A 22870-nucleotide genomic window follows, 5' to 3' on the forward strand; every position below is an offset into this window, starting at 1 on the left:
ATAAGTTTTTCGGTATCCGGCTCTTCGGCGCCCCAGATTTCATGTTACGATTGGCAAATATATGGCATTGGCGCTCGTCAAGAGATGGGACCAACGCGAATCGCCTTCAGATCGCCCGATATGCGTGAATGTACTCTCCCAATGATGGTCAAAATCACTAATAATGCCGCCAATATTCTGAAATACTGATTCTGGGCGGAGACTTTCAATGTGGTGGCTTTTGATCATTGCTGGAGTGGCCTTGTTCTTTTTCTTCAATGGCCGGAAGAAGGCGACGGCCTCACGCCTGAAAAGTGCAGTGCCGCCACAGGCGGTAGCCTCGCCCCGGTTGCAAGCAACAACGCCGCCCCGGAAGTCCGCTTCCAATGGTCGTCCCATGGAATGGGTGCCGAAAGGTGACGCCGTCATCATCCAGGGCGTCAGAATTGAGGGAGGAATGATCTATGTGGGCGAACGCAATCGCCCGGGAGATTCAGACCGCATTCAGAACGCGCTGATCAATCCGTCCTTGTCAGCTTCTGGCTCCGCACGCGATCCCGGCGGAGACTCGATGCCGTATTGGCCATCTTACTCAGAGATCGAGCCGCGGGCTCGGCGAACGTATCTCGAATGGTTGGCGAGCGGGCGCGACGATCCTGAAATTGGCGTCGGTTATGTATTTTTGTACTTCTACGGCCTCGAATACCGGCTGTTCTTTGAACAGGTAGAGGCGCAGGCCGATGAAATTCTCGCTGAAGTAAAACGCCTTCTTTCAATTTACGGCGGCAATAATTCCTTCCGCGGCTATGCCGAGCGCTTACTCGATGCGGCGGGATTTTTGACGACAAAGCTTGACCAAAGACCCCCGGTCGAACCGCCAAGCTCTTCACTTTTCGAAATGCCGTATGACGTACGAGCATATCTTGGCCGAAAGGTGCTGGATGGCGAGAACCTCGACGCCGATGACGCCTTGCTCTGGATGGTCTCATCACCGGCCGTACAGCTTCGGACGCCTGCCATCCGATGTTTCGATGAGCTACGTGCGCTTTGGAATGTCAGGTTTGGCAAACGGTTTCCAAACGGAATAAAGGTCAAGCCTCCGAAAAAGAAACTGTCCTTGGATTACCGGGCTGCGAGTGGACGTTTTAACGCATCCATTTCGGGGAAAGGCGACGATCTGCCGGACGTTGGAGCGCTGACAGCGCCGGTGACCAAGTTGAATGGGCTTCTTGCCGAGTGCACCAGCGATCTTGATGCTTACAGCCGTTTGATTGGGCGTTCGCCGGAAGCGAAAGGCACGATCGACGCTGCAGCGTTACTTCCGGCTGACCTCATGGATGCGCCGTCTGCCAATCCGCTGAAGGAAATCGCGTCTGCAATTGCGGCGCGCCTGTCTGAAAAGAAATCAGGATGGATGCCGGTAAAATCATTGCTTGAGGCGATTGACCTGGAGGTCCCGGCAGGCGGCAAAATTCCTGCGGCCACGCTTAACAAGCTGGGAGCTGTGCTTGACAAGTTGGGATTGGGTTTCGAACCTGACCGGCGGCTGGGAAGCATGCCGCCGGGCCCCGACGACATCGTTGTCCTATTTGAATCGAAGAACGGGGTTATTGACGCCGATGGCGATTCTTATCGCGCGGCGAAGACGATAACGGAAATTTGCGCGCTTGCTGCTGGCGCGGATGGCGAGATCGCCCCGGAAGAGATTGAGCACATCAAGTCTGAAATCCTGTCTGTGCCGGGTCTTTCTGTTGACGAACGCCAGCGCCTTTTCGCTTACGCAAAAGCCCTGTGCCGCAATGCGCCTCGTCACCAGCCGATTTTACGGAAATTGTCCAAGGCTGACGAAGAGACAAGGAAGACGATAGCAAGATCGGCGATTGATGCGGTCCTCGCAGACGGCCGGGTAGAGGCTTCGGAAGTAAAATATGTCGAACAGCTCTTCCGTTCCCTCGGGTTTCCGGCGGAAGACGCCTACGCCGCCTTGCATCGGGGCGCCGCCGGTTCCGATGAGCCGATTGCGCTCAGGCCGGCGACGCGTGAACCCGGTGCGCCGGTGCCTCCTCCACCCGATATGGCGGCTGAGAGAGCAGCGTCAATCGATCGCCAGAAGATTGAGCGCATTACTAAAGAAACAGCGCAAGTCGCGGGTCTTCTCAGCGAGATATTTGCCAATGAAGACGAGGAAATTGTTCAGCCGCCCTCGAGAATTGCAGACAACATATTGTTGCGATTCGAAGGGCTGGATCAGCAGCATGGCAAATTGTTGAGTTTTCTGCTTGCGAATGGCGAACAGTCGCGCCCTTCCTTTGAAAGCGAAGCGAGGCGGCTGCAATTGCTCCCGGATGGCGCGATTGAGACCATCAATGAATGGGGCTTTGACGTTATTGGCGAGCCGGTTCTCGATGCAGTAGAAGACATTTGCGTTGTGAGCGACCTCGTTGAAGAAATTCAAACGCTGGAGAAAAGATGATGGCGAAGTCTCCGAAGATCCGCACACGGGAAAGGGACACGATTGTTCAGGCGCTAGCCGCTGGTGTTGTGCCGCGCATCGGGCTTCAGCACATTCAGGTCGGGCGGGCCGCAGAGCTGAACGCGCTTGTGCGCGATATAGACCGGATTGCCGACGACGGGTCCGCTGTGCGATTCATTATCGGCGAATACGGCGCCGGCAAGACATTCTTTTCAAACCTGGTGCGCTTGATTGCGCTTGAAAAGAAGCTGGTCACCGCGCATGCGGACCTTGCGCCGGATAGGCGCCTTCATGCGACCGGCGGGCAGGCGAGAACGCTCTATGCGGAGGCAGTCAAAAACCTCTCGACCCGCACTAATCCTGACGGGGGAGCATTGCAGAATATCCTCGAACGCTTCGTGACCGAATGCGTGCGACAGGGCGAAGCGCAACAAAAGCCAATCGAAAAGGTCATAGATGAAAGGCTGGCGGCGTTGCAGGACCTTGTAGGCGGTTATGATTTTGCAACTGTTGTTAAGGCCTATTGGCGGGGCAGCGAGACCGGCGACGATGTGCTGAAGGCAGGTGCCCTGAGGTGGCTGCGAGGTGAGTTTTCAACGAAAACAGAAGCACGACAGGCTGTCGGTGTCAGGACCATCATAGACGACGCCTCGATCTATGACGGCTTAAAGCTTCTCTCTGAGTTCGTGAGACTTGCAGGATATGGCGGATTGCTCATCGTATTCGACGAGATGGTCAATCTCTACAAACTCCAAAGCGCGCAAGCGAGAAAGCAGAACTACGAGCAAATCCTCAGAATGTTGAACGATATTCTTCAGGGGAACGTCGGCGGCATTGGTTTTCTTTTCGGCGGGACGCCTGAATTTTTGATGGACCCTCGCCGCGGCCTTTATAGTTATGAAGCCCTGCAATCAAGGCTTTCGGAGAATACGTTCGCCGTAGACGGTCTTGTCGACATGACGGGACCGATCATGCGGCTTCAAAGCCTGACCCCCGAAGAACTCTATGTGCTGCTCCAGAATCTGAGGCACGTGTATTCCGGCGGGAATGAAGAGGCGTATCTTATTCCGGATGAGGCGCTGGAGGCTTTTATGGAACATTGCAGCGAACACGTCGGGGAGGCTTATTTCCGGACGCCCAGAAATACGATCAAGGCCTTCGTTCACATGCTGGCGGTTTTAGAACAGAACCCGCAGACAGAATGGCGGGCGCTGCTCGGCGCTACGGAAATCGCTCCCGATGAGGAGGAGGAAGGGGTGGATGACACCGCATCGGATGGCGACGATGAGCTCACCTCCATCACCCTCTAAGGCGTTCGACCAGCTGCATCCGGAAGTCCAGCGATGGATCTGGGAGAAGAAGTGGCAGGCGCTTCGCGATATCCAGGATCGCGCAATCCCCGCCATCCTTGATGGTGAAGGGGATGTCCTGATTTCCGCCTCGACGGCGGCGGGAAAAACCGAAGCGGCCTTTCTGCCGATCCTGACGGCGATCAAGAACGAAGATGCGCCCGGACTCTCCGTATTGTGCGTCAGTCCTTTGAAGGCGCTGATCAACGACCAGTTTCAACGGCTGGATCTGCTTTGCGAGCGGATGGAGATTCCTGTCGTTCGCTGGCATGGCGACGCCCCCCAGGGAGCCAAGCAAAGAACTCTCAAGGAACCGCGCGGCGTCGCGATCATTACCCCTGAATCGATTGAAGCCCTGTTCGTTCGCAAACCCGCCGCTGCTCGAAAACTCTTTGGCAGCCTGCGTTTTGTTGTCATCGACGAACTACATGCATTTCTGCACGGGCCGCGAGGGCTTCATTTGTCGAGCCTGCTTACGCGTATAAACGAGCTAAACCAATCGAGGCCGCGTCGCATTGGCCTGTCAGCGACCATCGGCGATCTATCCGCTGCCGCTCGATGGATGAATTGGCGGCACCCGGAAGAGGTTTTCATCCTTGAATCTTCTGCTGAAAAGCGCGAGCTACAATTGCAAATCCGAGGCTATGAAGAATTACCGCCGGCTTCTTCCGCCAATGAGATGGATTTGGAGGACGACAAGCACTCGGTGATTGCCCGAATTGCCGAGCATATGTTCGAACGCCTTCGCGGGGAGAACAATCTTGTCTTCGGCGGCCGCCGCGTTGACGTAGAGGTGCTGGCCGACCGTCTTCGTCAACTATCGGAGGATGCCGCAGTGCCGAACGAATTTTTCGCACATCACGGCAGCATCTCTAAAGGACTTCGCGAAGATTTGGAGGCGCGTCTTCGCAGAGGCGATTTGCCGACGACGGCAGTGGCGACATCCACGCTGGAGCTTGGGATCGATCTTGGATCGGTAAAAAGCGTAGCGCAATATGGTGCGCCGAGATCAATCAGCTCCCTGAAACAACGATTGGGTCGGAGCGGACGCCGCGAAGGATCGCCGTCGATACTTCGCATCTATGCGAGTGAGAGGTTTATCCGCAAAGGGGATGATCCTATTGACCAGTTGCGGCTTGAGATCGTGCGGACGGTCGCTGCGGTTCGTTTGCTCATTCGCGACCAGCTTGAGCCGCCTGCTGCAGATAGCTCGACAGCAACCGTCATTCTTCACCAAACGCTTTCGGTCATAACTGAACGGGGCGGCGAACGCGCCAACAGGCTATATAAAGCGATTTGCGGCGCCGGGCCCTTGTCATCATTCTCCAGTCAAGATTATGCGCGGTTGTTGCGCCATATGGCCCATCCAGATGTCAAACTCATCGAGCAAGCGCCCGACGGCGCTGTCATGCTTGGCGAATTGGGTGAAAAGATTGTCGATAGCCGCACTTTCTATGCAATTTTTCCGACAGACCAGGAATGGCGTCTGGTTCACAAGGGGGAAGTGCTCGGGACGCTTCCCTTGAGCAATATTATCAGCGTCGGCGGCCTTATCTTGTTCGCCGGCCGAAGATGGCGCGTCGTCTCCGTCGATGATCCTGGCAAAGTGCTTGACGTTACGCCTCATAAATCGGCGCGCCTTCCGAAATTCGAATCTGCCTTTTCAGAATCAGTCAGCGACGAATTCGTTGCAGAAATGCGGACCGTGTTGCGTGGGGTAGATGAGCCTCCTTATCTTGATAAGGAGGGCTTGCGGCTGCTCGGCGAGGCGAGGGCGGCCTATCGGGAATTTGAACTCGACTCCGTCAGGATTCTGGGTGTTGGCAGAGACACGCATTTGTTCTTATGGCGTGGAACCGCGGTCACGAATGCATTCGCTATTGTCCTGCAAGCCGCTGGCCTCGAATGCGAACCGCATGATCTTGGTGTTACACTTCCAGAGACTGCCGGGGATGAGGCTAGGGCGATTGTTCAACAAATCTCGCACGCAGAGGACCTGACAGCTCAGGAATTATCTGGTTTCGTGGAGAATATCCGATCAGCTAAGTATGACGACCTGATCAGCGAAGAAATTCTGAGAAATGAGTGGCGAAAAAGGAATGAGCCCTACTGTGGTGAGATTTCTGAAGTTGCAAAAGGGCTGATTTAGGCGGCTGTGATGACAATCATCGTGCTAAGCTTAATCAGGAGGTACCGCGAAAGCCAAAGTTCGTCGTGCACATAAAACCGGATATTGTTTCGTTGTACACTGCGGTTTCATTGGACGCTGCGGGAGGGCGTCGAACCTGCGACGTGATGAGCAGATTTGAAGCCGTGACCCGTCCGGTTACAGATTTGTCTTTCAGTGGGGTCTCGCACAGCGACTGAGATTAGACATTGAAACGAAGACCAGCCACATAACCACGATGAGTGGATTGCTCGAAATCCCATTCGTAGACCGTTAGGTCCCTTATGGGCACTGATAGTTGAGCCAAGCAAAAGGCGAGCGCGTTTGGCCCGGCAAAATATAGATGTACTCTGCAGCACGACCCGGCTTTGCGTAGGATGTCTGTGCATTTATCGACTACGGCTTGGCTTATTGCGTACGCATGCGCCGGGCCGCTGACGAAACCTGGAGAGGGGCCATCCGTCGGGCGTACAGAGATCCGGCTCGCGTGTTGAAGCCCCTTTTTCTGCAAATCGAGGGCAACGCCTTCTGAAACATCCCGTGCAATTGAGACGTCGATAACAATATCACTTGTCGCTGAATCGGTCTGCGCCACAATTGAACACCCGTGCTCAACAGGCGACATCTGATCAGGGCAGAGTGTCCACATGCGTTTGGCGCCGGTTCGCTGCTCAAGGTCAATCAACTTGCCGCTTTTGATGCTGAGCGTTCGGCCGGCGGCGAACGCTATCGATACATGCGCGTCCAGGGCAATCTGTAAGTGATCTGATTGTCTTGCCGCGGCAGTGAGGAAAGAATTAATGCGAGGGCCAATCTGATACTGCCAATCGTCGATGTTCCGCACTTGCCGCCCATTAAAATGGCCGGTCAGGTCCAGAAGTCTATCTGTTCGAAGCGCCAGATCATCAAAATCATGAACAAAGGTTCGTATGCCGATTGACAATGGTTTCGGCACGCTCAGGAACAAGTCTTCTTGCCGACATAATGATTCGAGAAGCGTTATGTCGAATTTGCGATGGCCCTGCCCATACCAACGCCAAATGACTTCATCGTAGGTTGCGGCCGACTTTGATCGGTCAATCGGCTTTAGCCCGGCGGCACTTAATGAAAAATTCAAGTTTTCAATGAGCTCATCAATAGGAGGGCTGCCGGCGCGCAGGCGAAATTTGTCCAGCATTTTGCTCAAGGTTTCTTCTGAAACGCCAAGATGATCACACCATGCATTTCGTATAGCACCCATCTTGCCTGTAGGGCCCGTCCCGTCGAAAAGGCGATTAATCTGGAATTCCCTTTCCGAGTTGCCGATCAGTCCAATCAACGGATCACCGGTATGAAGCGACGCCGTCGTTGCGAGGTGAAACCGGTCGCTATCTTCGGCCGTTTCAATTGCATCGCGTAGACGCTCCAACAATGAGACTGAAGTCGCATTGATTGATCTCGGATCAATTAGATCGGCCCACCCGATGCCTTTCCCAATCACTTGCCATTTGCATTGGTAGTGGTCGCGATGGACTTTTCGTCCATTATAGTCCAATCGTTCGTGCCCGGGCCTAAATGTAACAACAACATCGTCAAATGCTTTAGGGCCGTCCTCAAAAGCGACGGTCTGAATCTCGCTATTTTCCCGGAGCAACGAGAGAGCTTTTAGCCAGAAGTAAAATGCTTGCCAGCGTCGCCCGGATTGGCTCGCGTCTAGAGAAGCCGCCATTGCGTCAACTCAGCGGGAAGTAGTCGCCGAGGAGGTCCCGCCAAGCACACAACGCATCTCCTTGTTTGCTCTGGCTTTCAAGCCGTGCTGCTCTTGCGGCCGCTTTGTCGGCGTTTCTTAACGCGTCTTGTGCGGTTATGAGTCTCGCTCCAGTCATTTGGTCGGAAACGGGCGGTCCGTATCCGGCAGGATCAGGCCACTCATTTACAATTGCATCGTGCGCGGCTGCAAAAAAACGGCGGACTTCGTCAGGAAAAGTGGTGAATGGTGGCTGGACAAGATCTAGCGCCATGACTTCGATTAGGAAGGAAGGTTTGATCGGTTTGCCTTGGGCACGGTTCCAAGCTTTCAACATTTTTACAAGTGGCACCCAATCGCCGCCCATTTCCTTATTCTTGTCGCTAGCCTTCTGTTTATGGATCTTGGGATCTGTCTTGATCCATTGCCCGAGATGTCGGTCCGGAATTTTGTATGCGCTGCCCGACGTAAATGCCGGCACTGCATCGATGGATAGGACTTTCCCGTCGTCGGCCGCTGTTGGAACCGCGCTGTCAAATTCGACCGTCACACATCGGCGATTGTCACCGTCAGGATCTACTGCCGATAAGCCATACGCGTCTGTCAGCGTCTTCTTAAAATCATCGAGAATTTCCGCAGGCGGTCGGTCAAGTCGATGGGTTTCATCCGATCCAAGAACGAAAAATATATCTACGTCCTTGAGGGGCTTGGTCTTCGTATGGCGACCGTAGGACCCGGTTAGAAAGCTCGTATCGACGTCAAAGTCTTCATCGATTGTTTCGCGCACATCTTTTTGACGTTTGCTCGCATCTTGTTGTTCGGTCGGACTGAGTTCCAGCCGGGACTTAAACTTTTTGAATGCGTCTGCGGTCGAAAGGGTCATTGATAGGTCCTAACCGAGGCCATAATGTCCCGCGTCGACAGAACCGTTCCCTGTGTTCGAGCGGTGAGCTGTGCCACTGAGCGCAAAGTTGTGTCGCTGACGCCATAAACTTTTGGCGCACCGCTCGCAACAATAAGGACAATGCGATAAGTGCAGTTGGCAGGCGGGCGCTTGGCCTTTAGTACGGATGTACGGAAGAACGCCTTGTCCACCCAGAGGTCTTCATCATCAGAATCGCCGTCATAGGCTATCGGAAAATCCCAACGGGCAACCGCGCTGTCGGATCCCGGTTTATAAAATTCGACGACTACTTCATTGAGGTGGCCCGAAATAAGCCAGGCTTGGGCGGCCTCGCTCACCCAATCGTTCCATGCATCCAGCAGTTTTTCGGTGCTCAGTCCATATTCGACAATCAGAATTCTGATCAGTGTTCGGAGCTTGTCCGCCACAAACACTGCTGTGTGCGTGCGGGTATAAGTTGAGGTAGAGACGTTCACGACCGTCATCAGGCCCTCACTTTCGACCAGTCGATAGCGATATCGCTAGCGCTCTTCGAAGTTGGCTCGTTCTTTGACGGTGCGCCTTTATTCTTGTCATACGCCTTGAAACGCGGTGAACGTTTGCCAAATAGCTCGTTAAGCCAGTCAATGTCAGCCTTGTCAGCCGGCACATCTACAGCCCAGTTTTCGCCCGCTGTCGGATTCCAGTCGATTGGATCGATGTCTGCGCCACGCTCGACTGCGTCTTGATAATATTCGAGATAGATTCGTAGCTGCGGCCCGTTACCGGAAAATATGATAGGATAATCCTTCGGGTGTTCGTCCGCTATGATGTCCTGCATGGTGCCGGCTGCGCCTACAAGCTGCTCCTTGTCGGTCGTGTCGTTTCCGGTGACCAACTCTACAATCTTTTCCCAGGTTTGCTTTGCCGATCGCTCGGGATGCGCGGCGATGTCGCGTCTGATTTTCATGCCGCTACCTTTTTAGCTTGGCGTCCGGCGTGGGCGCGCTTGATCGCGTGGCTCACTTGTTCAGCCGTCATTTTTCCTGGATTCATTGCTGTCGTCGGGGTTGAAGCCGCTGCCGCAATAAGCGCTTTGCGCAGTGCTCGTCCATCGAGGCCTTCCGCTTCGCTCGCAAATCGGGAGATGTGCGATTTAAGCCGATCGATGCCGCTCCACTTCGATCCGAACAAGTCAAGCGTTTCCTGAATGATCGCCTTGCGCGCTTCGGCCGTTGGCGGTCCCATTGTTTCGATCAAGTCGGCGCGCGACAGAAAGGCTCGGTCAACAGCGTCCGGATAGTTCGTGGTAGCGATCAGGAGTGCATTCGGCGCATGACGGGCGACATGATCTGCGCCCGCCAGCGCGGCATCCGTTGCTCGGTGCACATCCACTGGGTTGGCTTCCAGACTCATGCGCTGGCGGTCTGCTGCCAGGGTTTCAACCTCATCAAGCAAGACAATAAGTGCTTTGCCATTGGCGCGTTCTGGAATTGTTTGTGTAAAGAGTTTCGTCACTTCTTTTTGTGACTTGCCAAGGCTAGCGCTTGTCATTGCATGTGCATCGACCTGCATGAAGTTTACGGAATGCCCCGTCAGCGCTTCGGAAATCTTGTGAGCCAGTCCGCGGGCAAGTGTGGTTTTGCCAGTTCCGGGTTCGCCCGAAAGTACGATCAAGCCATGGATCGGCATTTGTTCAAACGTAAATGAGCGCCTGAGCGTGAGCGCAAGTAGGCTCTGGGCGATCAGCCGTTCCTTTTGGGCGGAATCGGTCTTGATTGTGTCCCACGCTGATTTAAACGTTGGGTTAGGCAATATCGCTTCGTCGACGATGACGCTCATGGCTAATACTCTATTTTTGGGATGGGGATAGACGGACGAGCAGGCTTCACCCGACAGACCCCAGCCACCACATATTTGGTGCCTCTATCACTTGAGCGCAAGATATAGCGCTCGTCAAGGAGAAGTTCGTAGTTTGTTCTGGTTCTGTGGCACCGCGGCGCAAATGGCTGCGGTTTTGGCGGCTTCACTTCAACTGAAATTGCTCGTTGAATTCTTGAAATTGTAACCTTCGTGAAGCATATTCTCTATGAACTGCTAAACGAAGGTAGCAAAATGCCAACGCCCCATACCCCGCCTCTGGCGGTTCGCCGGGCGCTAGAAAAGCTCGGCGATGACATATTTGACGCCCGGAAGCGGCGAAAACTCTCGGCTCAGGTGGTCGCGGAGCGCGCCCACACCTCCCGCAATACGTTGAAGCGGATTGAGGAAGGGGATCCCGCCGTCAGCATCGGCATCTACGCCTCGGTGCTCAACGCGCTCGGTCTCCTGCAGGGTGTAGCGGAGCTTGCTGACCCGGCGCGCGACAGGCTGGGGCTTGAACTTACGAGCCCATCGGCGAAACGACGAGCCGGAGAGCGTCGTGGGGAGGATAGATAATGGCCGATCCGGTGGAAGTACATATCAGCCTTCCTAACGGCACGCATCGGGTCGGGACGCTCTATCGCGCGCCGTCTCGCGACCGCGAGACGGTGAGTTTCCAATATCACGAAGGTTGGCTCGGAAATGATGAGCGCTTCGCTCTAGAACCGGCGCTCGCTGTTGGCAAAGGACGATTTTATCCGGACCAAGAACGGGAGATGTTCGGGGCGATCGGCGATTCCGCCCCTGACACATGGGGCCGCCAGCTCATGCGGCGGCGTGAGCGGCGCCGGGCGGAGGCCGAGGGACGTCCTGTCCGGACCCTCCATGAGACCGATTTTCTTCTGGGCGTTGCCGACATTTCGCGGCTCGGGGCGCTGCGCCTAAGACGCGAAGGCGAAGAAGAATTTCAGGCGCCAAACGAAGCGGGTGTGCCGGGCTTCATGATGTTGGGCCGCTTGCTCGAAAGCGCGGATCGGATTGAGCGCGGCGAGGAGACGGATGAAGACCTTCAGATGATCTTCGCGCCCGGCTCGTCTTTGGGCGGCGCACGCCCCAAGGCGTCCGTTAAGGACAATCAAGGAAGACTTGCTATCGCAAAGTTTCCCAAAGAGACGGACGAATACAGCGTCGAGGCTTGGGAACATATCGCACTCACATTGGCGAATGAGGCGGGGATCAAGTGCCCTGACCATGACCTCGTCCAGCTTGGCGGCAGGTCAGTGCTTCTTTCCTGGCGGTTTGACCGGGAAGGCGACGGGCGCATTCCATTCCTGTCTGCGTTGTCGATGCTGCAGCTGAAGGACGGCGACCGTTCCAGCTATCCGGAGATAATGGACGAACTGGCTCGCATCGGCGCTGGTGTGAAGAGCGATGCGCCCGAATTATTCCGCCGAATGGCATTTAACATCCTGATTTCCAATGTTGACGATCATTTGCGCAATCACGGATTCCTCTTTCGAGGAAAGAAGGGTTGGGCGTTATCGCCTGTCTATGACCTAAATCCCACGCCACAGGATTTGAAGCCGCGCGTTTTGACGACGAATATCAGTCCCGATGATGGAACGTGCTCTGTCGGGCTTGCCATCGAACAGGCGGAGTATTTCGGACTCAAAGCAGATCAGGCGACTAAAATTATAAGCGAGATCGGAGAAGCTGTCAGTCATTGGCGAGAGGTTGCTTCCCGCGCCGGTCAAACGAAAGCCCAGATTGATCGCATGCAGAGCGCTTTCGAACACGAGGATCTTACGAGGGCGAGGGCGCTTTCGAGCTGATGTTTTTCTATGTCGATGAAAGCGGAAACACAGGGTTGAACCTGTTCGATGCGGCGCAGCCGACTCTTTATTATGGCGTGCTCGGATGTGTTAAAAATCTCGACACGGCAGCGGAATCTCTATTGACGAAACTGCGTACGCGTCTCGGCGTTAAACGTTTGCATGCGAGCGAGCTCGGCGTGGGGCGATTGGCGGAGATCGCGGGCGACATTGCGGCTTTCAGCAAGAAGAATGACGTTAGGTTCTTTTTCTATAAGGTCGAGAAGCGCGATCATGCAGTCATCCTGTTTTTCGATCAGGTGTTTGATGCCGGCCTCAATGAAGCAGTAGCCTGGGCGCACTATTGGACGCCCATGCGCTATCCGTTGCTGTTCAAGGTCGCTTTTCTCTTTGACGAGGATTTGGCCCGTCGGGCTTGGGCCGCGCGCCGTGAGCAAAATCCTGACAGATGCGCCGTGCAATTGATAGAATTATGCGACGATCTTCTGGCGCGCATTCCGCTACTCCCCGATGCACGGTCGCGCACTCTTATTGGAGACGCGCTGACATGGGCGAAGGCGAATACGAGTGAAATCAGCTACGGATCCAGCAATCGCGAAACGACGCTTCAGATTTCCCCAAATCTTGTTGGCTTTCAACAGGTTCTGCAAGGGATCGCGATGCATACAGACAAGCGTGGCAGGAAGGCGCGCTGGATCACCGTCGATCGGCAAACTGAGTTCAATACAGCCCAAGATGAAATTGCAGATATCTACCGGAAATTGCGGGGTCATAAAACGTCCTTGGGACCAGGCATGCCGAAAGCGGATTGGAAGACAATGCCGGAAACGCCGCCTGTCTTTATGCCCGGCGACGAAAGCGCAGGTCTTGAACTCGTTGATGTGACCCTGTGGTGTGCGAAAAAACTGGAAGAGGGAAAAACACTGCCTGCCGAACTTCATGAGATGTTCTGGTCTCAGGCCCGTCGTGGTTACAGTGACGAAGTTTCATTTCGAGGGCTTGAGAAACGGTGGTCGTTTCTAGCTGATTTGCCATTGCCGGAAGGCGCCAAGCGCGAAGAGATTGAACGGCTTATCGACGAATTTGATCAGCGGAGACTCAATTCTATGGCCAAGCTATGAGTATCTGCAAAATGTAATGAAAATGCGATCATAGCTACCAGACCAATTTTTTCATATTCAAAGTAAGCATAACGAACTCGTGTCTGGTTTGACGCATTCGTCCCGCGTCCAAGGCTGAACCCGTATCATCCCTAACAATCCCTACATAAACGCGAGTGACTTTTTACGCTCAGTAAGTCGATGATTGATTCGCGAAACACCGCAGAGCGGTTGCGAGAATTCAATCATGACGCCGACAAAGATACTCATTGGTCAAGCGATAATCGTCTTTCTTATTGTCGGCGTCGCGATGTGGATTGCGACAGCTTATGTCGCCGGCGCGTTGGGGTTTGACCGTGCGCTAGGCGCGCCGTGGTTCGTCGCTTTCGACTTGCCCGTCTATTATCCCTGGCGGCTTTTTGAATGGTGGTACGCGTTCGAACCTTACGCGCCCGATGTGTTCATGCGCGGCGGAGGAATTGCAGCCTCCGGCGGAATGCTGGGCGCTGCCGCCGCGATAGCCGGTTCCGTTTGGCGTGCGCGCCAAACAAAAAATGTAACGACTTTCGGTTCTGCGCGATGGGCTCGCCGCCAAGACATCGCGCATGCCGGCCTTTTCGATGCCCGAGGCGTATTCTTGGGCAAATGGAAAGGCCGGTATCTGCGCCATGACGGCCCCGAACACGTCATGGCGTTCGCCCCGACCCGGTCCGGGAAGGGAGTGGGACTGGTTGTCCCGACGCTCCTCTCCTGGACCGGGAGTGCGGTCATTCACGATATCAAAGGCGAAAACTGGCAGTTGACCGCCGGCTGGCGCTCTAGATTTTCACATTGTCTTCTGTTCGATCCGACCAATCCGCTTTCAGCAAAATACAATCCCATGCTTGAGGTGCGCCGCGGCGACCAGGAGGTGCGCGATGTTCAGAACATAGCGGACATTCTTGTCGATCCGGAAGGATCGCTGGAACGCCGCAGCCATTGGGAAAAGACAGGCCACGCGCTTCTTGTCGGCGTCATCTTGCATGTTCTTTACGCAGAGAAAGAGAAGACCCTGGCGCGCGTTGCCGCTTTTTTATCCGACCCTTCGCGCAGCTTTGAACGCACGCTCAAAGTGATGATGATCACAAATCATCTCGGAACGGTCGAGGCGCCGAAGGTTCATCCGGTGGTGGCGCAAGCCGCGCGGGAGCTGCTCAATAAGTCAGAAAACGAACGTTCCGGCGTCTTATCGACGGCGATGAGCTTTCTAGGGCTTTACCGCGATCCTACCATCGCGCGCGTGACGAGCCGTTGCGACTGGAAGATCGACGATCTGATGAACGCTGAGCGGCCGGTCTCGCTTTATCTCGTTGTGCCGCCTTCCGACATATCGAGAACCAAGCCGTTGGTGCGTCTTATCTTGAATCAGATCGGTCGTCGGTTGACGGAGGAACTGGAGAGCAACGCTCGCGTGAGAGCGCATCGGTTGCTAATGATGCTTGACGAGTTTCCGGCGCTCGGGCGGCTCGACTTCTTCGAATCGGCGCTTGCTTTTATGGCCGGCTACGGCGTGCGCGCTTACCTGATCGCACAGTCGCTGAACCAAATCGAGAAAGCGTACGGCGCCAATAATTCCATATTGGACAATTGTCATGTGCGCATCGCCTTTGCGGCGAATGACGAACGCACAGCCAAGCGCATTTCGGACTCGCTTGGTACGGCGACGGAATTACGCGCCCAGAAAAACTACGCAGGCCACAGGCTCGCCCCATGGCTCGCACACGTCATGGTGTCGCGTCAGGAGACAGCACGTCCGTTGCTGACGCCCGGCGAAGTCATGCAGCTTCCGCCAAATGAAGCGATTGCGATGGTGTCGGGCATCGCGCCGATTCGCGGACAGAAACTTCAATACTTCCGGGATCAGAATTTCACCGCCCGTTGCCTCGCGCCGCCTGACATCAGAGCCGAAGATGATTTCTACACAGATTCGCCGAAGCCCCGTGATGACAATTGGTCCGGCATCGTCGCCAGGACGGATGCGCGCCTGAGCCAACCCTGGTTCGATATGGTCAAAGGCGAGGGCGAAAATGACGATGGCGGACACGCCATGCAGCATGAATTCGCCATGCCGATCCCGAACAAGTCCGACCCTGAATCGCTTGATCCATCACGATTAGAGAATGATGACGACGCTGCGCAAGCCAAGAAGCTTCAGGATATCGCGAGGGCGGCGACGCAGCGCGCGGCCGTCATGGATCGCCATCCCGACAGCATTACGCCGAGTTTTTAAGCCATGAAAAAAGCGAGACTGCAGGTTCGGTTGGGAGAAAAAGCGGAAACGCTCTTGTCGCGCGCCGCGGCAAGGCCCGGCGTCACCAAGGCGTCGATTGTGGAAGCGGCGATTGTCGAGCTTCTAAATCCCAAAGAAGATTCTCAGGAATATGCAGCGCTCATAAAACGGCTCGATAAGTTGACGCGAGCGATGGATCGTCTTGCCGATGACGCATCCGCGCAGACCGAAACGCTCGCACTCTACATTCTCTATTATCTCTGTATCACGCCGCCACTGCCGGAGCAAAACCGCGCAGCCGCGGAAGCGTTGGGTCAAAAGCGGTTCGAGCGGTTTATCTCGCAGGTCGGCGATCGCCTCATAGGACAGGAGCGATTTACCGACACGCTGCTCGAACATATGGGCTTGACCGCGGCGACGAGCGAACAGCGCGGGGAGGCGGTGCAATGACCAACGTTCAGGGACAACACCACACCGCGCGGGTCGCGTTTCGTCGGATTTCGATGCTCAAGACTGCATTTGGACCGGTTATCGCTTGTGCGCTTGACGATGATAGCGTGACCGAAATCATCGCCAATCCCGACGGCGCGTTGTGGATCGAGCGCGCCGGAATTGGTCGTGAACGAGCGGACGCGCCTATGGCTGCGGCTGATGTCGAGCGGATTATCCGTCTTGTCGCATCGGCTCTCGATACGGTCTGCGACCAGGAGCACCCGATTATCTCCGGAGAACTGCCGGGAACCGGCGAACGTTTTGAAGGCGTCCTGCCGCCAGTCTCAAACAACCCTGCGTTCACAATCCGAAAACCCTCGAAGATCGTCATTCCTCTCAATGATTATGTTGTTTCGGGAGTCATGACGCAACGCCAGGCGCAGGTTCTGAGATCAGCCGTGCGCATGCGGAGCAGCGTTCTAATCGCCGGCGGTACGGCGTCCGGCAAAACGACACTTGCCAACTCACTACTCGCCGAAATCGCAGAACACAATGAGCGGGTCGTCATTCTCGAAGACACGCGGGAGCTGCGATGCGAAGCGAAAGATTCGATCGCCTTACGCACGTCGCAACGCGTCACGCTTGAAGCACTTGTTCGTTCGACCATGCGGTTGCGACCGGATCGGATCATCGTCGGGGAGGTCCGCGGCGGCGAGGCGCTCGACCTCATGAAAGCCTGGAACACGGGCCATCCGGGCGGCATCGCAACTATTCATGCGAATTCAGCTGCCTTGGCGCTCGCACGTCTGGAGCAACTGATCGGAGAGCGGTCTCAAAGCGCATCGCAATCCTTAATTGCAGAAGCCGTCGATGTCGTCGCCTTCATCGAGAAGACGCAAGAAGGGCGTCGCGTCACCGAGATCATTCGCGTCACAGGGCATGACCGACAGCAAGGCTACATGCTGGAGCCAGCCGACGCGCCTGAACTTTTTATCGTCAATAACGGAGACCATTCATGATCGCTCGCAACTATTCTCGCGCCTTTCACCTGTCGGCGTTGCTTGCCGTCGCCCTGTTGTTCTTCAGCGGACATGCGCACGCTGCGGGATCCGGCATGCCGTGGGAAGCGCCATTGACGCAAATTCTCGCCTCGATTGAGGGACCTGTCGCGCGCATCGTCGCTGTCATCATTATTATTATCACCGGACTGTCGCTGGCATTCGGCGATACGTCCGGCGGATTCCGCCGCCTTATTCAGATCGTTTTCGGGCTCTCGATCGCATTCGCGGCGACGAGCTTCTTCCTCGCTTTTTTCTCCTTCGGCGGCGGCGCGCTGGTTTGAGGGGAAGACGATGATCGAAGGTTACTCCATCCCCATTCATCGCAGCCTTACGGAACCGCTCTTAATGGCGGGCGCGCCGCGCGGCATCGCCATCATCAACGGCACCATCGCCGCCGCCGTCGGTCTTGGCATGCAAATGTGGGCAGCCGGCATCGTGCTCGGACTGATCGGACACGCCGCCGCTGTTTACGCCGCGAAGAAAGACCCGAAGTTTCTCGAAGTGGGCGTCAAACATTTGAAGCATGGGCAATATCTCTCATGCTGAATCTCGCCGAATATCAAAAGCGTCCGAAGCGCCTTGCCGATTATCTTCCCTGGGCGGCGCTCGTCGCGCCGGGCGTCGTTCTGAATAAAGACGGCGCGCTGCAACGGACTATCCGTTTTCGCGGACCTGACCTCGAAAGCGCCAGCCCTGAAGAACTTCTTAGTTATACAGCGCGCATCAACAATGTTCTGCGCAGGCTACGATCAGGCTGGGTGCTGCATTTTGAAGCGGCCAGGGTTCCCGCGGCGGATTATCCGACGAGCGAATGGCCGTGCCCCTTGTCATTCCTCATCGACGAGGAGCGCCGTGCTGCGTTTGAGTCGACTGCGGAATATTATGAATGCGAATATTATCTCACCTTTGCTTATATGCCGCCGGCGGACAGGACGGCGCGAGCCGAGCGAGCCTTCCTAAAGCAAGATGAGCTTAAGAACCCGGACCATGCTGGCGATCGTCTTGGCTATTTTGTCCGGGAGACAGACAAAGCGATCGATCTCTTGGCGCTGGCGATGCCGGAATGCCGACCGCTTGATGATGACGAGACGCTTTCCTATCTACATGCGTGCGTTTCATCAAAACGGCACAATATCATCGGGCCGGAAACGCCTCTCTATCTTGATGCCCTGCTGGTCGATGAATCGCTCACAGGCGGTCTTGAACCAAAACTGGGTGAAGCGCATTTACGGGTGATTTCCGTTCTTGGATTCCCGCCGGCGAGCGAACCGGGTTTCTTGGACAGCCTCAACGCGCTCGCATTTCCGTATCGCTGGACAACGCGGTTTATCACTATGGACAAGGCGAGGGCGTCCGCCGAACTCGCCAAATACCGCCGCCAGTGGTTCGCCAAACGCAAATCCATCGCCGCAATCATCAAAGAGACGCTGTTCAATGAAGCCAGCGCACTCGTTGACACGGACGCGGACAATAAGACGGCGGATGCGGATGCGGCGTTGCAGGAACTCGGCGCCGACGACGTTTCTTTCGGGTTTCTAACGACAACGATTGTCGTACACGATCAGGAGCGGAGTGTCGTTGATCAACGCGTCCGGGAAATCGAACGCGTCTTGAACGAGCGCGGCTTCGTGACCATTCGCGAGTCGGTGAACGCCGTGGATGCATGGCTCGGCAGCCTGCCCGGACATCTCTACGCAAATATCCGTCAGCCGCTCATTCACACGTTAAACCTTGCGCATATCGCGCCATTGTCCTCCGTCTGGGCGGGGCCGGCGCGTAACGATCATCTGGACGGACCACCCCTGGCCCTGGCGACGACCCGCGGCCATACGCCGTTCCGGTTGTCGACGCATATTGGCGATGTCGGTCACACCCTGATCGTCGGGCCAACCGGCGCCGGGAAATCGGTGCTTCTGGCCTTCATCGCCGCGCAGTTTCACCGTTATGAGAATGCGCAAGTTTTCGCATTCGATAAAGGCCGCTCGATCCGCGCTGCATGTCTCGGTCTCGAAGGAATCGTCTATGATCTCGGGTCCAAGGCAGATCTTTCCTTCCAACCCTTGCGCGATCTTGATACGCCGGAAGACAAGGCGCGCGCCCAACGCTGGCTGCTCGGCTTGCTGGCGCAGGAAGGCGTGACGGTCGATCCTCCAATCAAAGAGGCGGTTTGGTCTGCGCTATCCAGTCTTGCCGCGGCGCCGACCGCCGAGCGCACGCTCACTGGCTTCTCACTCCTGGTCCAAGACCGGAGTCTTCGCAATGCGTTGAAGCCTTTCACCGTTGAAGGCGCATTCGGCGATCTCTTTGACGCAGATAATGAGGCGTTTTCGTTTTCAAATCTCGTTTGCTTCGAGATGGAGGAGCTCATGCGACAGCAGTCGGCTATCGCACCGGCGCTCACCTATCTCTTTGATCGACTGGAAGAACGGTTCAACGGAAATCCCACGCTGTTGTTGTTGGACGAAGCCTGGCTCTTTCTCGACAATCCAATGTTTTCAGGAAGAATCCGAGACTGGCTGAAGACGCTTCGCAAGAAGAATGTTTCTGTCATCTTTGCAACCCAGTCACTGAGCGACGTGCAAGCCTCCGCGATTGCGCCAGCTATTATAGAATCTTGCCCATCGCGAATATTTCTGCCCAATCCGCGGGCGCGAGAGTCGAGCATCTATTCGGCATATTCGAACTTTGGGCTGAACGACCGGCAAATCGACATCATCGCAAGCATGACGCCCAAGCAGGAGTATTATTACCAGTCTCCCGTTGGCAATCGGATTTTTGATCTTCGGTTGGGAGACATTGCGCTCGCTTTTTGCGGGGCGTCTTCGCCGCAGGATCACCAGCTCATGGACAAGTTACTACGCGAGGCGAGCGACGCGCCCTTTGCACAACAACTGCTTGCGGCGAAGGGGCTCGACTGGGCCGCCACTCTCTTGCCGGAACCATCATCATCGAAAGGAGAAAGAGAATGAAACGAAAAATGAAAACCGTTGTTTCAACGCTTGCGCTGGCGATCTCGGCAAGTATCGCGCAAGCGCCCGAGGCCAACGCCTTTATCCTGGGCGGGATCGTTTATGATCCGACGAACTACGCGCAGAACCTTCTGACAGCCGCGCGCACGCTTGAGATGATCAACAATCAAATCAAGCAGCTTACGAATGAAGCAGCGATGATCGCCAATCAGGCGAAAGAGCTGACACAGCTTCCCTATTCCGCAAAGGCGGCGTTGAAAGCGCGCCTTGTCGAGATCGACAAGTTGATAAAGACCGCCAACGGGCTCGCCTATGATGTCGCGACCATCGACGCCGCCTTCAAAACGCTCTTTCCTGAAGATTACTCGGCCTTTTCCAACCTCGCCATGGGCGCCGCCGCGAACGCTCACTGGAAAGAAGCGAGCAGGGCGCTGAATGACGCGCTCGTCATGCAGGCGAAGGTGGCGGAAACGATTGCACTTGATGTTTCGACGCTGGAAGAAATCGTAACTGAGAGCGAAACCGCCGTCGGCGGCCTGCAGGTGGAGCAGGCGGGAAACCAGCTGCTCGCGCTTCAAACGAAGCAATCCATGCAGACGGCGCAATTGCTGGCGGTTCAGTATCGCGCTGAGGCGCTTGATCGCGCGCGCCAGCTTCAAACGGAAGAGCGCGCCCGCATTCATCGCGGACGATTCCTCGGCGACGGTTCCGCTTACACGCCCTCTTAATCTACGAGCACGCCCGTAGAGTAGAGATGAAGCGCTTTATCACCTTACGGAGACAAGTTTCTCCATCCCCCTCTCCGAACCGGACGTGCAGGTTTCCAAGCATCCGGCTCTCCCTGCATGGGCGTTTGCGCGCCCATGGGTGGTCCTCAAATATGTTTGAGGCGTCGGAACGAGTCCTGGAAGTCATACATGCTGTCACGCTGTCTGGTCTTCCACTTCGCGTTCCATCCGTTCGGTTTCTCTATGCTCTGGTTCGGGTAACGCATCGTCCTTCCTTCAGTGAGGTGACGCAGGCGTTTGGGCTTTTCAGTCCATTGCCGCCGTTTACCCGGAGCGCTGAGATGATAGCGTCGTCGCAGCACTGGCCACGATGCGTTTCCGTGCTTCATCTTCAGCCAGCGCCCGACGCGCTGCCATATCCAAAAGTCGAGACGGCTGAACTCCCGATAAGCGCCAGTGGCGTAGCGGTAATAGTTCCTCCATCCCAACAGGATTGGATTAAGTCTATCGATGACGTTGGCGAGCGACCATCCCGTAGGGATGCTCTTCACCAGACTCTTGATCGTGTAACGCAGGTCGTTCAGCTTGCTCTTCGGAATGAAGAGTTTGCCGACTTGGGGGCGTCGCCCGTGTTTGTTTGGGCGAGCCGCCTTTTCCTGCACCACCCGATAGCCAAGGAAGTCGAAGCCCTCCCTGACATCGGTGATCTTCGTCTTTTCCATCGACAACTCCATGCGAAGTTCCTTCTTCAGGAACTCCGCCAGCGCGCGCTTTTCAGCTTCCGCTTGCTCCCTCGCGCCTTCGACGAGAACGACAAAGTCGTCCGCGTACCGAACCATGTAAAACACCGGCCTGCCTCGTCGGTGGTCTCTGACCCGTCGAGCGGCGGCGTTTATACTTGGTTCGCGAGGTCGCATGGACCATCGTCCGTACCGCTCGTCGATGGCTGTCAAATAGATATTCGACAGCATCGGCGAGATGATCCCGCCTTGCGGCGAGCCTGTGACGGAATGACGAACGGTCCCTTCGACCATCACGCCGGCTTTCAGGAAAGCGAGGATCAGCTTCAGCACCTTGCGGTCGTTGATGCGCCGTCGCACGCGCTCCATCATGACATGATGATCGATGGCGTCGAAACACCCCTTGATGTCGCCTTCGATAACGTAGCGGTAGACCGAAGGTCCACGCTTTGTCGGGTGAAGGCATTTCTGGATTCTCTCCAGAGCATCATGAGCGTTTCTTCCTCTTCGGAATCCGAACGAGGTCGGATAAAAATCCGCCTCGAAGACGGGCTCCAAGATCAGCTTCAAAGCCATTTGCACCAGACGGTCGGTCAGCGTCGGAATGCCGAGCGGCCGGAACTCTCCGGGCTTGCCGGGCTTCGGGATAAGCCGTTGCCTGACAGGTTCCGGGCGATAAGTTCCGTCGCGGAGACGTCCTCGAATGTCATCGAGGAGTCCCGCTGCGCCGCCGGGGCGCTGTTCGACCGAACGCCGCGTCATCCCGTCCGTTCCCGGTGTTTGGCTGCCGCTATTGCGGGCGAGCCGTCGCCAGGCTTCGTTCAGGGTTCTGCGGTCGCAAACGAGATTGAACAGATCAGCGAACACCTTGTTAGGGTCTTCGCTGCTCCACCGATACAGCTTGCGTTGCATGTCGAGGACGAACGACGTATTCACATCGCCGGTCATGACCCTTCCTCCTGCTTGCTTGCCGTATCCACTGCCTCCCTTCGCCATGTGGACGGCTTTCCCGTCCCCGGACTACTACGAAGGCTCCGCCCCTCGTCATCGCGGTCGCTGGTCGCTTCAGCCATCCGGCGTCGGAACGCACCGGAAGCGATCACAAGGTTCTTAGGTTCCGCAACTGATCTCTCGCCTGCTTTAGGCGCCGACTTTACCCCGTGTGGAATCCGGCCCCGGCGCCACGCAAACCCACGCCGGGGCTGGCGCGCAGCGAACTGCGCGCCTCCAGTCCGTACATCCATACTACAGACCAACGCTCCACAGACTGGCGGCTTGCGCCGCAAATGTCCCCGCCCA

The 22870-nt window shown here is 55.9% G+C and carries 20 protein-coding genes; 13 read left to right on the forward strand and 7 right to left on the reverse strand.

What is annotated here, in order from left to right; all coding sequences use genetic code 11:
- Positions 1-39 precede the first annotated feature (39 nt).
- Positions 40-378, reverse strand: a complete 339-nt coding sequence (locus tag ACQK2Q_RS03025) for a hypothetical protein (protein WP_425408276.1) — start codon at positions 376-378, stop codon at positions 40-42.
- On the opposite strand from ACQK2Q_RS03025, the gene ACQK2Q_RS03030 reads away from it, so the two are divergent.
- From ACQK2Q_RS03030 to ACQK2Q_RS03040, 3 genes are read left to right on the forward strand one after another with little or no spacing between them, the layout of a single operon-like run.
- On the forward strand, positions 377-2452 hold the full coding sequence (locus tag ACQK2Q_RS03030; protein WP_425408277.1) for a TerB N-terminal domain-containing protein: 2076 nt from the start codon (positions 377-379) through the stop codon (positions 2450-2452). The two genes, ACQK2Q_RS03025 and ACQK2Q_RS03030, sit on opposite strands and share 2 nt — an antisense overlap.
- Positions 2452-3762, forward strand: coding sequence for an ATP-binding protein (locus ACQK2Q_RS03035; RefSeq protein ID WP_425408278.1), 1311 nt, complete (start codon positions 2452-2454; stop codon positions 3760-3762). Before ACQK2Q_RS03030 ends, ACQK2Q_RS03035 begins: the two co-directional genes overlap by 1 nt.
- Positions 3737-5950 (forward strand): DEAD/DEAH box helicase, encoded by a 2214-nt coding sequence (locus tag ACQK2Q_RS03040; protein WP_425408279.1) that lies wholly within the window; start codon positions 3737-3739, stop codon positions 5948-5950. The genes ACQK2Q_RS03035 and ACQK2Q_RS03040 overlap by 26 nt, the downstream gene beginning before the upstream one ends.
- Positions 5951-6170: 220 nt before the next feature.
- On the opposite strand, the gene ACQK2Q_RS03045 is transcribed toward ACQK2Q_RS03040, so the two are convergent.
- Genes ACQK2Q_RS03045 through ACQK2Q_RS03065 form a run of 5 tightly spaced genes read right to left on the reverse strand, consistent with a single transcriptional unit; the run spans position 6171 to position 10419 of the window.
- Positions 6171-7676 carry an SAVED domain-containing protein gene (locus ACQK2Q_RS03045; RefSeq protein ID WP_425408280.1) on the reverse strand — a complete coding sequence of 502 codons (1506 nt, stop codon included), beginning with the start codon at positions 7674-7676 and terminating at the stop codon, positions 6171-6173.
- Between the two features lie 4 nt (positions 7677-7680).
- Positions 7681-8577, reverse strand: coding sequence for a CBASS oligonucleotide cyclase (locus ACQK2Q_RS03050; protein WP_425408281.1), 897 nt, complete (start codon positions 8575-8577; stop codon positions 7681-7683).
- Positions 8574-9083 (reverse strand): hypothetical protein, encoded by a 510-nt coding sequence (locus ACQK2Q_RS03055; RefSeq protein ID WP_425408282.1) that lies wholly within the window; start codon positions 9081-9083, stop codon positions 8574-8576. Before ACQK2Q_RS03055 ends, ACQK2Q_RS03050 begins: the two co-directional genes overlap by 4 nt.
- Complete coding sequence (locus ACQK2Q_RS03060; RefSeq protein WP_425408283.1) at positions 9083-9547, reverse strand: hypothetical protein; 465 nt, start codon at positions 9545-9547, stop codon at positions 9083-9085. The genes ACQK2Q_RS03055 and ACQK2Q_RS03060 overlap by 1 nt, the downstream gene beginning before the upstream one ends.
- On the reverse strand, positions 9544-10419 hold the full coding sequence (locus ACQK2Q_RS03065) for an AAA family ATPase (protein ID WP_425408284.1): 876 nt from the start codon (positions 10417-10419) through the stop codon (positions 9544-9546). The genes ACQK2Q_RS03060 and ACQK2Q_RS03065 overlap by 4 nt, the downstream gene beginning before the upstream one ends.
- A 273-nt stretch (positions 10420-10692) precedes the next feature.
- Here ACQK2Q_RS03065 and ACQK2Q_RS03070 point away from each other — a divergent pair, with 273 nt between their 5' ends.
- From ACQK2Q_RS03070 to trbJ, 10 genes are all read left to right on the forward strand, one after another.
- The gene (locus tag ACQK2Q_RS03070; RefSeq protein WP_425408285.1) at positions 10693-11016 is read left to right on the forward strand and encodes a helix-turn-helix domain-containing protein; all 324 of its coding nucleotides are present in this window, start codon (positions 10693-10695) and stop codon (positions 11014-11016) included.
- Positions 11016-12272, forward strand: a complete 1257-nt coding sequence (locus tag ACQK2Q_RS03075; RefSeq protein WP_425408286.1) for a type II toxin-antitoxin system HipA family toxin — start codon at positions 11016-11018, stop codon at positions 12270-12272. The genes ACQK2Q_RS03070 and ACQK2Q_RS03075 overlap by 1 nt, the downstream gene beginning before the upstream one ends.
- Positions 12272-13393 carry a DUF3800 domain-containing protein gene (locus ACQK2Q_RS03080; protein ID WP_425408287.1) on the forward strand — a complete coding sequence of 374 codons (1122 nt, stop codon included), beginning with the start codon at positions 12272-12274 and terminating at the stop codon, positions 13391-13393. Before ACQK2Q_RS03075 ends, ACQK2Q_RS03080 begins: the two co-directional genes overlap by 1 nt.
- Positions 13394-13619: 226 nt before the next feature.
- Complete coding sequence (locus ACQK2Q_RS03085) at positions 13620-15641, forward strand: conjugal transfer protein TraG (RefSeq protein WP_425408288.1); 2022 nt, start codon at positions 13620-13622, stop codon at positions 15639-15641.
- 3 nt (positions 15642-15644) lie between these two features.
- Positions 15645-16091: a CopG family transcriptional regulator gene (locus ACQK2Q_RS03090; protein WP_425408289.1), complete on the forward strand. Its 447-nt coding sequence runs from the start codon at positions 15645-15647 to the stop codon at positions 16089-16091.
- Positions 16088-17092, forward strand: a complete 1005-nt coding sequence (gene trbB, locus ACQK2Q_RS03095) for a P-type conjugative transfer ATPase TrbB (protein WP_425408290.1) — start codon at positions 16088-16090, stop codon at positions 17090-17092. The genes ACQK2Q_RS03090 and trbB overlap by 4 nt, the downstream gene beginning before the upstream one ends.
- Complete coding sequence (locus ACQK2Q_RS03100) at positions 17089-17415, forward strand: TrbC/VirB2 family protein (RefSeq protein WP_425408291.1); 327 nt, start codon at positions 17089-17091, stop codon at positions 17413-17415. Before trbB ends, ACQK2Q_RS03100 begins: the two co-directional genes overlap by 4 nt.
- 10 nt (positions 17416-17425) lie before the next feature.
- On the forward strand, positions 17426-17680 hold the full coding sequence (locus tag ACQK2Q_RS03105) for a VirB3 family type IV secretion system protein (protein ID WP_425408292.1): 255 nt from the start codon (positions 17426-17428) through the stop codon (positions 17678-17680).
- Complete coding sequence (gene trbE, locus ACQK2Q_RS03110; RefSeq protein WP_425408293.1) at positions 17674-20103, forward strand: conjugal transfer protein TrbE; 2430 nt, start codon at positions 17674-17676, stop codon at positions 20101-20103. Before ACQK2Q_RS03105 ends, trbE begins: the two co-directional genes overlap by 7 nt.
- A complete protein-coding gene (gene trbJ, locus ACQK2Q_RS03115; protein ID WP_425408294.1) occupies positions 20100-20831 on the forward strand; it encodes a P-type conjugative transfer protein TrbJ in 732 nt (243 codons plus the stop codon). Before trbE ends, trbJ begins: the two co-directional genes overlap by 4 nt.
- A 146-nt stretch (positions 20832-20977) precedes the next feature.
- Here trbJ and ltrA read toward each other — a convergent pair whose 3' ends face one another.
- Positions 20978-22519 carry a group II intron reverse transcriptase/maturase gene (gene ltrA, locus ACQK2Q_RS03120; RefSeq protein ID WP_425408295.1) on the reverse strand — a complete coding sequence of 514 codons (1542 nt, stop codon included), beginning with the start codon at positions 22517-22519 and terminating at the stop codon, positions 20978-20980.
- Positions 22520-22870 lie beyond the last annotated feature (351 nt).

Origin of the sequence: Hyphococcus sp., assembly GCF_965228385.1 — a bacterium.
GTDB lineage: Bacteria > Pseudomonadota > Alphaproteobacteria > Caulobacterales > Parvularculaceae > Hyphococcus.

What these genes read in the sequence shown, in the direction of transcription:
- ACQK2Q_RS03030 (WP_425408277.1), top strand. Translation starts at nt 377, where the DNA reads ATGGAATGGGTGCCGAAAGGTGACGCCGTCATCATCCAGGGCGTCAGA.
- ACQK2Q_RS03090 (WP_425408289.1), top strand. Translation starts at nt 15,645, where the DNA reads ATGAAAAAAGCGAGACTGCAGGTTCGGTTGGGAGAAAAAGCGGAAACG.
- ACQK2Q_RS03025 (WP_425408276.1), bottom strand. Translation starts at nt 378, where the DNA reads ATGGGACGACCATTGGAAGCGGACTTCCGGGGCGGCGTTGTTGCTTGC.
- trbB (WP_425408290.1), top strand. Translation starts at nt 16,088, where the DNA reads ATGACCAACGTTCAGGGACAACACCACACCGCGCGGGTCGCGTTTCGT.
- ACQK2Q_RS03050 (WP_425408281.1), bottom strand. Translation starts at nt 8,577, where the DNA reads ATGACCCTTTCGACCGCAGACGCATTCAAAAAGTTTAAGTCCCGGCTG.
- ACQK2Q_RS03045 (WP_425408280.1), bottom strand. Translation starts at nt 7,676, where the DNA reads ATGGCGGCTTCTCTAGACGCGAGCCAATCCGGGCGACGCTGGCAAGCA.
- ACQK2Q_RS03040 (WP_425408279.1), top strand. Translation starts at nt 3,737, where the DNA reads ATGAGCTCACCTCCATCACCCTCTAAGGCGTTCGACCAGCTGCATCCG.
- ACQK2Q_RS03100 (WP_425408291.1), top strand. Translation starts at nt 17,089, where the DNA reads ATGATCGCTCGCAACTATTCTCGCGCCTTTCACCTGTCGGCGTTGCTT.
- ACQK2Q_RS03080 (WP_425408287.1), top strand. Translation starts at nt 12,272, where the DNA reads ATGTTTTTCTATGTCGATGAAAGCGGAAACACAGGGTTGAACCTGTTC.
- ACQK2Q_RS03070 (WP_425408285.1), top strand. Translation starts at nt 10,693, where the DNA reads ATGCCAACGCCCCATACCCCGCCTCTGGCGGTTCGCCGGGCGCTAGAA.
- ACQK2Q_RS03055 (WP_425408282.1), bottom strand. Translation starts at nt 9,083, where the DNA reads ATGACGGTCGTGAACGTCTCTACCTCAACTTATACCCGCACGCACACA.
- ACQK2Q_RS03060 (WP_425408283.1), bottom strand. Translation starts at nt 9,547, where the DNA reads ATGAAAATCAGACGCGACATCGCCGCGCATCCCGAGCGATCGGCAAAG.
- ACQK2Q_RS03065 (WP_425408284.1), bottom strand. Translation starts at nt 10,419, where the DNA reads ATGAGCGTCATCGTCGACGAAGCGATATTGCCTAACCCAACGTTTAAA.
- ACQK2Q_RS03085 (WP_425408288.1), top strand. Translation starts at nt 13,620, where the DNA reads ATGACGCCGACAAAGATACTCATTGGTCAAGCGATAATCGTCTTTCTT.
- ACQK2Q_RS03035 (WP_425408278.1), top strand. Translation starts at nt 2,452, where the DNA reads ATGGCGAAGTCTCCGAAGATCCGCACACGGGAAAGGGACACGATTGTT.
- ACQK2Q_RS03075 (WP_425408286.1), top strand. Translation starts at nt 11,016, where the DNA reads ATGGCCGATCCGGTGGAAGTACATATCAGCCTTCCTAACGGCACGCAT.
- trbE (WP_425408293.1), top strand. Translation starts at nt 17,674, where the DNA reads ATGCTGAATCTCGCCGAATATCAAAAGCGTCCGAAGCGCCTTGCCGAT.
- ACQK2Q_RS03105 (WP_425408292.1), top strand. Translation starts at nt 17,426, where the DNA reads ATGATCGAAGGTTACTCCATCCCCATTCATCGCAGCCTTACGGAACCG.
- trbJ (WP_425408294.1), top strand. Translation starts at nt 20,100, where the DNA reads ATGAAACGAAAAATGAAAACCGTTGTTTCAACGCTTGCGCTGGCGATC.
- ltrA (WP_425408295.1), bottom strand. Translation starts at nt 22,519, where the DNA reads ATGACCGGCGATGTGAATACGTCGTTCGTCCTCGACATGCAACGCAAG.